Genomic DNA, 11,812 nt, shown 5'->3' on the forward strand with positions numbered 1-11,812 from the left:
GATATTTGACAGATTGATTAAGTTGTGCTTATTGATTAACCCGTCAATAATTAAGATTTGTTGCTAAGGGATATGCACCAATTGTCCCGTGTGCTAAGACTGAATGGAGTGCATTTTGAGTGTGACGGTACGACTATCGGGTTAAGTAAATTCCCGCTATCGCCGTCAGGATAAGGCAATAGAAAAAACGAGCATGGAGGGATTTGAACCCCCGACCCTCAGAACCGGAATCTGATGCTCTATCCACTGAGCTACATGCCCTAAGACCAAATTCACTATAACATATATTCCGCAAATATTGATCAACCCAACGACAATTTCATCTCTTAGCAATCAATCCCCTGTAGCCGGGAGGGAGTCTGATCGCCAAATACCAGGAACCTCAACGCTAAAATTTCCTGGGTCATGGGCCTATATTTCTACCATAGGTGGCGCTTTGGGTGAAAATTAAGATCACAATCACAAAAAGGTTAGCTAAAAATATGGACTCAATTGAAATTAAAGGTATCCGCAGTTATGGTTATACGGGATATCTCCAGGAGGAAAGGGTATTAGGTCAGTGGTTTGAAGTTAATGTGCGCTTGTGGTTTGACTTGTGCGTTGCCGGACATAGTGATACGATCGCAGATACGGTAGACTATCGGGGAACTATTGCTACAGTTGAGCATATTGTCAAAACGGCTAAATTTGCTCTGGTCGAGAGACTAGCAGAGGCGATCGCTCAAGCCATTCTGGAACAGTCCCAGGTTGAGCGGGTTCAGATCCAGTTAATTAAACTCGCTCCCCCCATTCCTGACTTTAGCGGACAAATTAAAATTGACATTACTAGACCTTGAGCGTCAATTAGCACTCTGTTGGCAATATTTTCAGCTTAAATATTTTCCTACTGGTCTGATCACAGCAGGTTGTGATTTGTGACACATACATTCAAGACAATGGTCACAAATATAAAAAGCTACCTTTACAAAAGCCATACATTAATAAATCTTTGGTAAAAAAGGTGTTTTACATTAGACACACCAGGGAAATGATGCTACAACATGAATAGTACGAAAGTACGAAGTCCAGAAAATTTATCCAAGTTAGTCAAATTATCACACCAGAGGTAAAAATTATGAACACCAAACTAAGTCTATCAGTATTTTTAGGTTTACTAGCCGGTGGTCTAGGATTCGCAGGTTCCGCTCAAGCCTTTTCCTTCCAAACCAACTTATTAAACGAGGATTATAATCCGAGAGGGGATGTCTGGCTGAATTCTGTTGAGGTTAACGGCAATATTTTCAGTAATTTTGCCTTTGTCGATCGCGCTGACATCGTTTATAACGACCCCTATACTGGTGGTAACACAGGTGCTGCTAGTTCTGATATGGGGCCTCTAGCAACCGTAGGAACATCCCGGGAAGACCCCACCAATGAAGACATTGTGACATCTTTGGGAAATAATAACCTTAACAGCATTATCGATGGAGAAGACCGCGGCAGTTTCGCGATCAATGTTTGGTTTGATCGTCGGGTTGATAACCTGTTTTTGTGGGAACGTGGCATGAACAGTGCTGTAACAGTTCAAGCGATCGACGGAGAAGGCAACAGTTTGGGTAATACCTTTACTGTTGGACGGAACGACTGGGATGATGCCGGGTTCGCAATTACTACACTAGAAATTGCCAATACCAGAAATCCTGTTCAACAAGTCGGTTCTCGGGGAGTGTCCTTGGCTGACTTAGGATTTGACCCCTCAGTAAGGTCTATTGGTGGTATTCGTGTAAGTGCTGCATGGTCTGAGTCGGGTGGTCCTGGCGATGATGCCCTGCGAGCATTTTATAATGGACCAGACTGGAAAGTGGTTGGTGCTGCTGTACCAGAACCAGGTATGATTTTCGGTCTAGGCGCTATTGGTGCTGGCTTTGTCGCTTCCAACCTTCGCAAAAAAGCGAATAAAGCATAGAATTGCAGCGATAGTTAGGTTCAGATTTGATGCTGCATAAACTCTAAACCAAGGCGGGTTGATCAACTTGATTAACCCGCCCTATATTTTGTGATCTATTAATCAGCAAACAGGTTGTTTGGTGACTAACCGACTAATTCCTTAACCTTGGCCATAATACCGTTGGGGTCAATACCCTGATGAGGGAACTGTTCCCACAGACCGCCACAACCTTCCTTGTGAGTAGCAAGATAGGCATATTTGGGAGTATAGCCACGTTCTAGTAACCAGGAACCGAAACGGCTACCGAGTCCAGTGCGACGGTTAAAGGCTTCGACGACCATGACAAAGGGAGCCTTTCCGATTTTGGCTAACATATCTTCATCAACGACATTTAGGGTAGATTTATTAATTAACCCTACATCAATACCTTCTTGTTTGAGGCGTTCGACAGCATCTAAGGAACGGTACAAACTATCGCCAAAGCTGACAATATAGCCAGCAGTACCCTCGCGAATTACCTCATCTTTACCAGGGATGAATTTATAGCTGTCGCCAAAGAAATTATTTCCGTCACTGTTGAGAATATAGGGAACTTTGGAACGGGTAGAGAAGATAAACCGCAGTCCGGGGTCAAAAAATACGGCTTCGACACAGGCTTTCATCTGGTTAGCGTCAGCGGGGAAATACAAACGAGTTTCGTAGCCGTCATCTAAACCGTTGTCGGCGAACATATTATTAATTCCGAAATGGCAGGTATTATCAGCCATGTCGTCAATACCGCTATGGGAGAAGTGACAGAGGACGTTGGAGTAATTCAGGCGCGCCATGGTAATTTCAGAAATGCACATTTCTAGGAAAGCGCTAAAGGTGCCGAAAATCCCCTGTTTGCCTTTTTCCATACCAAAGCCGGCGGCGGCGGAGAAGTTACCGCGCTCCATAATACCGCCTTTGATAAAGATTTCTGGGTAGGCGGTGCGGATTTTTTGTAGACCACAGGACCCTTCTAGGTCGCTATCGACACAAACGACTTTTTCTTGACGATCGCTATCTGTCATGGTAGCGAGAACGGAAACGACGGCATCCCCAAAGACGTTACGGTTGGAACCGAGATCGTCACTAGAACCGATGAAGGTGTAGTTTTGTTTAGGTGCTTGGATACCTTGGAGATATTTAACGGCTTCGGTGCGACCTTTGGCTTCCAAATAAGCGATCGCCGCCTTTACGGAAATCACATCATGACCGTGGGGGGAACCTTCGAGTCCTTCAATTCCCACACACATTTTCCGATGGTTAATCAGCGCCACCGGACCATCTGTATTAATAGCTTGGCAGATCAGACCATAGAGGCTATCAATATCTTCTCCATCTCCCTCTAGGACTTTCAGACCATGACCGATGAGAGTTTGGGCGACGGTATAGCCAGGGATATAATCAGAAGGGTGTCCGGCGATGGTGACATCGTTATCATCAATAATCAGTTTAACGTTAAGCTGTTGGGAGACAGCCAAACGAGCAGCTTCGGCATCATTTCCTTCCTGTTGAGAACCATCGGAACCCAGACAGAAAACGGTTTTGTTGGGGTTAGCCATAGCCACGCCGTTGACGTAAGGCCACATATGACCGAGACGACCAGAGCTAAATTTTACGCCGGGGGTCAGTCCTAATTCTGGGTGTCCGGGTAGTTGGGAATGAGCGGCGCGATAGCTAAGGAGTTGTTCGGCGGGCATAGATCCTTCGAGTACGGACATTAAATATTGGGTAGCCACCCGGTGTCCGGCTTCGTCAAAGAAGATAGGCACGAATTTGTCGGGAGAACCGCGAAATAAGGCATCAAGGATCATTACTTCTGGGGCGGTGTCGTAAGGTCCCCCTGTGTGTCCGCCAACTCCGCGCGCTGCGCCGGTGGCGGTGAAGAAGACGATCGCATCTCTGACCAGTTCAATATTAGCTTTCAGGGCCTTTCGTTGTTCGTCGGTTAGGGTGCTATGGGCTGGGTCAAGTTTCAGGTATTGGTAGGCTCCCAAGTCAATGGGGAAGACGGCTTGAGCAACAGTCATGAGTATTCCAGTTTAGATATGTCAACTTCATGGGCGATCGTGGTTGCTAAGGACTGCGATCGCCTTGATTTGATTGTTTCACATTTCGGCCCCACTTCAGCACTTACTCTCGACATTTGCCAAAAAAGTCCCCAATTATCCCTAACCGAGAAGATGGTCTATCAAAAACTATTCCTCAGACACCTGGCTGCCTAAATATCTCTTGTTCAGTGGAGTTGGTAAATTTTCCAGCACCAATTATCTCTAATTGCCACAGTTGAGGGGCAAAAACACATGACTGATTAATTAATTGTTAATTAAACGGAGACCGATTTTGAAGGCGGAGTCCAATCATGTCTTCCTCAAGACATAAACAGTAGCTTTGTCCTAATTAGGGGGAGATGGGGTGAGGTGGAAAAGGCTATATTTTCTCGAATATGGCGGTAGTTAATTTGAACTGAATAACTATATTGAAGCCCATAATGTGATAATTACTGATATGGTAACAGAATCAAATCAACCTATAAACTGATACCTATGCTCCATATTGACATTCCCACTCAGGCGGATATTGAGGCTTTGCTGCACAGTCGCGGTTCCGCCAGAGTTAGCATTTATCTACCTACCACACCGATCACCATTGAGAACCAAGGCGATCGCATTGCCCTAAAAAACCTAGTGACCGAAGCCACAAACCAACTAGCCGAACACAATAAGGGGGAAGTAGCAGCGATCGAGGAGATGTTATTAGACCTCATTGATGATGATGAATTCTGGAAATATCAGGCTAATAGCTTGGCTATCTTTGCCACACCCGAATATCTGCGTACCTTCCGTCTACCTAACCGTTTAGAACCCATTGTCGAAGTAAGCGATCGCTTTTATCTCAAGCGCCTGTTGCGGGCTGTCACCGTCCCACAATCAGCCTTTGTCCTCGCCCTAGCTCAAAATAGCGTTCGGGTAGTTGAAGTTTCCGCAGATATGCCCGCCTTTGAGGTGAAAGTGGACAGTTTACCAGAGTCCGCCGCCAGCGCCGCCGGGAAAACTTCCATCAAAGACCGTTCCCCCAGTGGTCGCATTCAAGGTTCCGAAGGCATGAAAGTCCGTCTGACCCAGTATGCCAGGAAAATAGATCAAGCACTGCGTGACCTGCTAGGAGGTCGCGAAACTCCCCTAATTATCGCCGCTACCGAACCGTTATTGTCAATATATCGCCAGGTGCAATCCTATCCTCACCTAGCAAACAGCGCCATTACTACCAATCCTGAAGCCATGAGTGATGCCGAATTAGCAACGGCGGCGCGGGAAATTCTCGATGAGTTGTTCCGTCAAGAACTTGCCGATATACAGGCCTTATTCAACCAGCGCACTAATGAAAATCGTACTACTACCGATATCTCCCAGGCGGCGCGCGCTGCTACCTATGGCGCAGTACACAAGTTATTGGTTGATATAGATGACGCTAAACCAGGTACTATTGACGATGACGGCGTTATTAGTTTTGCTGAAGGTCCCTGTGCCATGAGCTACAACATTATTGATGAAATTGCCGGGCGTGCGCTGCTGACAGGGGCGCGAGTTTTGGGTGTGCGCCGGGATGATATACCAGGTGGCGGTAGTTTGGCGGCGATTATGCGCTATCCGTTTTAAACACCTTTAAACATACCGAAAATTAGGGCTATTATCACTAATTTGGGGTGAGGAGGATATCACAGTATTAGCTATAATATTTCCCCTCTTACCTTCAAATATAACCCACCGGACTCTAGTTTTTTGGCAATCTACTGATAATCTATTAGCAGTTGCTCATAGACATCACTGGCGATAATTTGATGGGTGGTGGTGGTGGGGTGTAGGATATCCCAGAATAAATACTGCTCTGGATTATCGACAATGGTTCCTGATACAAATGATATACTACTGTCGGTGACGTTAGTTAATCCAAATTGTTCAGGATTGGCGATCGCATCCTCAAATAAACCACCCACATCAAATAAAGTCACATTAGCACCAAGTAGGTTCTGATTTAATTGGTCTACAGCTTCCCGTAAACCTTGATTATGTTCCCTACTTAGGCGGTTCAATTCCTCAGCATTAAAAGAGTTGAATGGATCAACGGGGTCTAGGGGGTTAAATCTCGCTACTGGTAATTCTCCCAATTGCGGTAAGTTTAACATCAGAAAATCCCGCGCCCCAAACTGATACAGAGAAGTCACAGCTTCAGTTAAATTATTCACCGGAATAGTCACATCAGTTTGTCGTCCGGCTAAGTAATCATTAGCACCCGCCCACAGGGTATATAAGGCATTAGGATTGGCTGTTTGACCCGATGCTAACAAAGGAGCTATGAAAGCCTGTAATTGAGTTTGTAATCCGGGGAATAATCCCGGTGCGGTGGTATTTAAATCGCTAGTATTGGCTCCAAAAAACGCCCAGTTCATCCCATCCTCTGACGGTGATTCTTCGATAAATTTGGCAGGGTTTAAACTGAGTTTTTCTCCTAAATAATCTACCCATAATAAACCATTAGAGGCGCGACCTTCAAAGTAGGGCAATCCCGCCAAAACTTGTCCTTCCGAAGCGATAAAAGCGTTCCCGGTATCGGATAGGCTATCCCCAAAAATATAGATTTCCTCGAAGTTGAGAGCCTCGATAAAGTCATCAATTGTCAAAGAATTAGCGGAGACATTATTGAGGGTGGCTAAGGTTTCACCATTAAACTCAATTACGGTGGATAAATCTGATTGTTGAATATCTAAATCAGAAAAGGTGGCTCCCCTAAACAAGCGCAATTTATCAATACCTGGTTTAAAGTCGGTAATTAGATCCTGATCCTCACTTGACTGGGATAGGATAAATTCATTAATTCCATCTCCACCTGTGAGGGTATCTAAACCGCGATCGCCTGATAAAATGTTATTTCCAGAACCACCAATAATCAAATCATTACCCTCACCACCATAGATAGTGTCATTACCAGAATGACCAATGAGAGTATCATTCCCCTGGTTTCCTAACAAAATTCGTCCCTGGGGGTCATCATTAATTATATAATCATCACCCTCCAAAAGAGCGATCGCCTCCGTCAGAGGAGAAGAGCTAAAACGAGTAAGTTGTTCTGGTGGTAGTTCCGAGATAATGATCACATCGTTACCAGAAGTCCCCAGACCCAGATCTAAGCGATTTTGCGTAATAATATCAGAAAGCATATTCCCTTCCTCTGATGTCAAATCTTACACAGTATAGCAGCATATTTTACCCTAGGGTGAATTTACGGGGTTTCTTAAATACTCTTGATTGGCTAAATAAGTTTCGATATTTATGATAATTTCTCGTAGATAAATTATCACTCTATTTTTGATTTCAAAAAGTTCTATATCTGTGGTATCTTTACCAATATCATTAAAGGACTTTAAACCATGTGCCAAATCATTTCTATGATTTTTTATTAATAATAAATTCTCACCATTTTGGGTTTTTTGAGGAGATGTTTTACTAGAAAAACCATAAGTTTTGGCTACATTTTTGATTTTTTTTAGCGTCTATATTTCCTGAAAAAATATCATCATTATCCCAAGTTTCAATGATAATATCCAGAGATATTTTATCAATTTTATCTATAATTTTTTCAGGCGATCGCTTTTTGATATTCTTTAATACCACTATTTTCAGTTCTCGTCTCAAAACATCAAAATCAACTTGATGACTATCCAGGTAATCAAATATATATTCAATCGCCCTCCTCATAGTCCCCTCCACCAAATTATATAGCAATAAAAAACCATTAGCTTTCAGAGTTTTTTCGATATCAGTATTGAAATAAATCTGGTCATTTTTATCAATTCTTTGATCCGCATTTATATCACCAACATAAAGTTGATAATTATCTATTATCATTGTTTTTTGTTCCAGTCGTTTAAGAAACATAAAGTATTGACTAACTTCTACAGACTGTTTATTAAAATATTCCCATAATGTACTATCCATAGATTAACCCAACACCTGGTTACGAACATAATCAATTCGACCGATAACCTTATTACCAGAACTACTAGCATCACTGCTAGTCAATTTCTTAAAATCTGGTGATTCTAAAAAGTCTGTAGACCTGGGCACTAAATCTTTTTGCTCACGCAAAGCCAAAGCCACGCCTACACATATAGACTCAAATTTGATGCGAGTTATAGGTCTAATTTTATGTTTACCTGTTCGCAAACCATCAGGAAAGTATGTTTCTATTACCGATAGCATTGACATAAATTCATGGCGCAGATGCTCTAATTCTGATTGTGGGTTGTTATGTTTCTTTAATTGTTCATTTTTATCTTTTAAGTAGTTATCTAAAAAATCATGAATATTTCCCGAAAAAGATTGATATTTTTCTAAAAAAGCAAAGAACCTCAAAACATACTCTTGAGGATCACGTTGTTTGATAGCTGTTTCTGAAAAAGCACATAAGCTGATAAATTTTGGTTCCTTTGATAACTGTTCTATCAAATCTAAAAATAATCCTGGCTGACTTCCTCTTCGTTTCTCCATTTGGTTAAGCTCAATGCTTCCTGAGTTAATCCGTTCAAACAAATCTCGGCGGACTTCTTCATCAGCATCTTCAGTTAATTTAATTAATCGAATAGTATTTCTAAGAAATCGTCGCTGACGAGATTTCGACAAATCTTGAAAATGAAACCCGTTTAATTCCGTTAACTTTTTGAGTTCACACAATTGGAGTTGATTATTTATAAATCTAGCTAAGGTTCGTATTCTCTGGGTTCCATCTATAATTTCTAACCGTGAGTCATTTTGATCATCTTCTTCTTGGGAAACATCAGCAATGAAAATATAGGGAATTGGAAGACCGAGAAAAACCGATTCAATAAATTTTGACTGATGCGCCTCATCCCAAGCCATTTCTCTTTGGTAGTCAGGTATAAATATTTCGTTGGTGTTTTCATCAATTCCAGTTAAATATTTATCCACTAAAACCTCAATCGGATATTCAAGGGTATTGTAGTCAATCCTCTTTTGATTTTCCCTAATCTGATTTTCTACAGACTCAACTTTGGCGGTGGTAATAACTTTTGGATTCGACATATTTACAACTAAGATAGGTGTATAATTATCATGATCGTAGAGATAATCAATGATTAGCAACTGAGCAACCAATGCCATGTTTTGGCATTACCTGGTTAAACTGCCACTATGTTTATCAGTAATTTAGGACTGCTTGTTAAACTAGCACATTATGGGTGAATTGTCAATTTATGTAGACTATAGATCCCGCCCAGCTATTTATGAAAATACCTAGATATATCAGATATTATTGAACTGATAAATATCCCAATGGCTTGAGTGTTTTTTATAAGTAATGTAGGATATCGATAAGTAAACCAACAGGTCAGAATCAAATATGTCGTTACACTCATATACAGTCAAACCAGAAAACCCGGAAAATCCCGAAGGTTTAATCATATTCCTGCATGGTTGGGGTGCGAATTGTGAGGATCTGACCTTTTTGGCTCCCATGTTGAAATTACCCGATTATTGGTTTGAGTTCCCAGAAGCTCCCTTTCCTCACCCACAAGTTCCGGGGGGTCGCGCTTGGTACGCTTTAGAAACTCAGGAATATGATGGAATTGAGGAAAGCCGGGAAAAACTAATTGATTGGTTACACTCGATCGCCAAAACCACTGGAATACCGCCACAACGCACGATTTTAGGGGGTTTTTCCCAGGGGGGAGCCATGACTTTTGATGTCGGACGGACAATGGGTTTTGCAGGTCTGATTGTACTCAGTGGCTACTTACACTTTAAACCAGAACCCCAACAGACCCCTCTACCGCCGATTTTAATGGCTCATGGTAAACAAGATATGGTCGTCCCCCTCGGAGCTGCTCACCAGGCGCGGGACAGTTTCCAGAAATTAGGGGCAACGGTGGAATATCATGAGTACAACATGGGTCACGAGATTTGTCCCGATATTTTGGGGTTAATACAAAGTTTTGTGATCAAAACCCTGCCTAATAACCATTAACCCTTTAAGATAAAAGAGGGGGGACATACTTAACCCCAAGGCTCACGGGAAATGCAACTGAACTGGAGGTATTGCAAGATGGAAATGTTGACTCAATCTTCACCCAAGATTTCCGCATTGACAGCAGATGATGTGGCTCAGTTAGCTTCCCGCTTGGAAGTGGATAATTATAGCAACGCATTTGAGGGATTGCAGGATTGGCATTTACTCAGAGCGATCGCTTTCCAGCGTCCAGAATTGGTTGAACCTTATATTCACTTATTGGATTTAGAAGCCTATGACGAAGCCTAAAAAATTCTAGCATAGGCCAAAACCACAATGCGCGCCAGGGTGGCAGTATTATAGCCGGGTTTCTAACTAACCGATTTTCCCAGAAACCCGGTTTCTGCGCGTACTAAATATCACTAACACAGCCATTAGCTTTTATGTCCGACCGGCGACGTATTTTAATTGGGGTAACTGGTGGAATAGCCGCCTACAAAATTTGTGAGGTGGTTTCCACTTTGGCAAAATCGGGGGCTGAAGTCCGTACTATCGTCACCGACTCGGCTCAACAATTTATTACCCCCCTAACTTTAGCTACCTTATCGCGCGATCGCAGTTATACCGATCGCGACTTTTGGCAGCCTACCCACGGTCGCCCCCTTCATATTCAGTTAGCACAATGGGCTGATATTTTCGTCATTGCACCCCTAACCGCCAATACCCTCAGTAAACTAGCCACCGGAATGGCGGATAACTTGCTCACTAATACGGTTTTGGCTTCCACCTGTCCGATCTTATTGCTTCCAGCTATGAACCGGGAAATGTGGAAACAGCCAGCGGTGGCGCGAAATTGGCAACTACTTTTAACAGATAGTCGCTTTCACAGCATTACTCCCATTCCTGGTATTCTCGCCTGCGATATCCCCAATAATACCGACAGCCAATCAGTTGAGGTTTTAGCAGCCGGACGTATGGCAGAACCTCAACAAATATTAGCTCATATTTATTCCCTACTGCATACCCAAGGCGATCGAGATCTCGCTAATAAACAGGTGCTAATTTCCGCCGGGGGAACTCGCGAACATTTCGACCCGGTGCGGTTTATTGGTAATCCTGCTACTGGTAAAATGGGAATAGCGATCGCTCAAGCCGCAGTCCACCGAGGCGCACGGGTGACAATGGTACATGGTCCCATGAATGTGGAGATGGTGGAGACTCTATCAGAGGTGACGTTAGTTAGTGTTACTACCGCCCAGCAAATGTCTGACGCAATGTTATCATTATTTCCCGCCGCCAACCTGACCATTATGGCGGCGGCGGTGGCTGATGTCCGACCTACCGCTTATCACCCGGAAAAGTTACCTAAGCGATCGCTTCCTCAACAACTAGACTTGGAAACAGTACCCGATATTGTCGCTCAATTGGCACAAAAAAAACGCCCCGACCAGCATTTAGTTGGCTTTGCGGCGCAAACAGGAGATATTTTAGCCCCGGCTTGGGAAAAATTGCAGCGCAAAAACTTAGATGCGATCGTTGCTAACCCCATTGACCAACCTGGAGCCGGTTTTGGTAGCGACACCAACCAAGCCATCTTACTCGATCGCCACGGCAAAAAACAGAATATCAGCGGATGCACTAAATTACAATTAGCTCATCACCTGTTAGATTTCATTGATTTTTCACCAATAACCTTGTAGGGGCGGGTTCTGCGATCGCCTTTATATAACTCCAGAATCCTTATAACCCGCCCTAGGGGCCGGTTCTGCGATCGCCTTTGATATAAGTCCAGAATCTTTATAACCCGCCCTTACAACACCATAGGCGGTCAGATAA

The 11,812-nt window shown here is 43.3% G+C and carries 12 protein-coding genes and 1 tRNA gene; 7 read left to right on the forward strand and 6 right to left on the reverse strand.

The window, feature by feature from the left end; all coding sequences use genetic code 11:
• Positions 1-188 precede the first annotated feature (188 nt).
• Positions 189-261: transfer RNA gene (locus P5674_RS20150), tRNA-Arg, on the reverse strand.
• 221 nt (positions 262-482) lie between these two features.
• Between P5674_RS20150 and folB the strand changes: the two genes are divergently transcribed.
• Positions 483-836 carry a dihydroneopterin aldolase gene (gene folB, locus P5674_RS20155; protein ID WP_014275339.1) on the forward strand — a complete coding sequence of 118 codons (354 nt, stop codon included), beginning with the start codon at positions 483-485 and terminating at the stop codon, positions 834-836.
• A gap of 278 nt (positions 837-1,114) precedes the next feature.
• Entirely contained in the window at positions 1,115-1,945 is an 831-nt protein-coding gene (locus tag P5674_RS20160) for an exosortase-dependent surface protein XDP2 (RefSeq protein ID WP_014275340.1), read from the forward strand.
• Positions 1,946-2,070: 125 nt separating this feature from the next.
• On the opposite strand, the gene P5674_RS20165 is transcribed toward P5674_RS20160, so the two are convergent.
• Complete coding sequence (locus tag P5674_RS20165; RefSeq protein WP_006617631.1) at positions 2,071-3,984, reverse strand: transketolase C-terminal domain-containing protein; 1,914 nt, start codon at positions 3,982-3,984, stop codon at positions 2,071-2,073.
• Between the two features lie 18 nt (positions 3,985-4,002).
• Here P5674_RS20165 and P5674_RS20170 point away from each other — a divergent pair, with 18 nt between their 5' ends.
• Complete coding sequence (locus P5674_RS20170) at positions 4,003-4,179, forward strand: hypothetical protein (protein ID WP_014275341.1); 177 nt, start codon at positions 4,003-4,005, stop codon at positions 4,177-4,179.
• Between the two features lie 321 nt (positions 4,180-4,500).
• Positions 4,501-5,613, forward strand: coding sequence for a baeRF11 domain-containing protein (locus P5674_RS20175; RefSeq protein WP_006617630.1), 1,113 nt, complete (start codon positions 4,501-4,503; stop codon positions 5,611-5,613).
• A 131-nt stretch (positions 5,614-5,744) separates the two neighbouring features.
• Here the strand turns inward: P5674_RS20175 and P5674_RS20180 are convergent, their stop codons facing one another.
• From P5674_RS20180 to P5674_RS20195, 4 genes are read right to left on the reverse strand one after another with little or no spacing between them, the layout of a single operon-like run.
• On the reverse strand, positions 5,745-7,172 hold the full coding sequence (locus P5674_RS20180) for an SGNH/GDSL hydrolase family protein (protein ID WP_006617629.1): 1,428 nt from the start codon (positions 7,170-7,172) through the stop codon (positions 5,745-5,747).
• Positions 7,173-7,223: 51 nt separating this feature from the next.
• Positions 7,224-7,493: an MAE_28990/MAE_18760 family HEPN-like nuclease gene (locus tag P5674_RS20185; protein WP_231852328.1), complete on the reverse strand. Its 270-nt coding sequence runs from the start codon at positions 7,491-7,493 to the stop codon at positions 7,224-7,226.
• A complete protein-coding gene (locus P5674_RS20190) occupies positions 7,459-7,950 on the reverse strand; it encodes an MAE_28990/MAE_18760 family HEPN-like nuclease (protein ID WP_014275344.1) in 492 nt (163 codons plus the stop codon). Before P5674_RS20190 ends, P5674_RS20185 begins: the two co-directional genes overlap by 35 nt.
• A gap of 3 nt (positions 7,951-7,953) precedes the next feature.
• Positions 7,954-9,132 (reverse strand): DUF262 domain-containing protein, encoded by a 1,179-nt coding sequence (locus P5674_RS20195; RefSeq protein WP_006617628.1) that lies wholly within the window; start codon positions 9,130-9,132, stop codon positions 7,954-7,956.
• A 238-nt stretch (positions 9,133-9,370) separates the two neighbouring features.
• Here P5674_RS20195 and P5674_RS20200 point away from each other — a divergent pair, with 238 nt between their 5' ends.
• The 3 genes from P5674_RS20200 (at position 9,371) to coaBC (ending at position 11,676) form a co-directional block, all read left to right on the forward strand.
• Positions 9,371-9,994: an alpha/beta hydrolase gene (locus P5674_RS20200; RefSeq protein ID WP_006617627.1), complete on the forward strand. Its 624-nt coding sequence runs from the start codon at positions 9,371-9,373 to the stop codon at positions 9,992-9,994.
• Positions 9,995-10,072: 78 nt separating this feature from the next.
• Positions 10,073-10,285 carry a protein IsiD gene (isiD, locus tag P5674_RS20205; RefSeq protein ID WP_006617626.1) on the forward strand — a complete coding sequence of 71 codons (213 nt, stop codon included), beginning with the start codon at positions 10,073-10,075 and terminating at the stop codon, positions 10,283-10,285.
• Between the two features lie 134 nt (positions 10,286-10,419).
• The gene (gene coaBC / locus P5674_RS20210) at positions 10,420-11,676 is read left to right on the forward strand and encodes a bifunctional phosphopantothenoylcysteine decarboxylase/phosphopantothenate--cysteine ligase CoaBC (protein ID WP_014275345.1); all 1,257 of its coding nucleotides are present in this window, start codon (positions 10,420-10,422) and stop codon (positions 11,674-11,676) included.
• Positions 11,677-11,812 lie beyond the last annotated feature (136 nt).

Source organism: Limnospira sp. PMC 289.06, from assembly GCF_032350395.1.
GTDB lineage: Bacteria > Cyanobacteriota > Cyanobacteriia > Cyanobacteriales > Microcoleaceae > Limnospira > Limnospira platensis.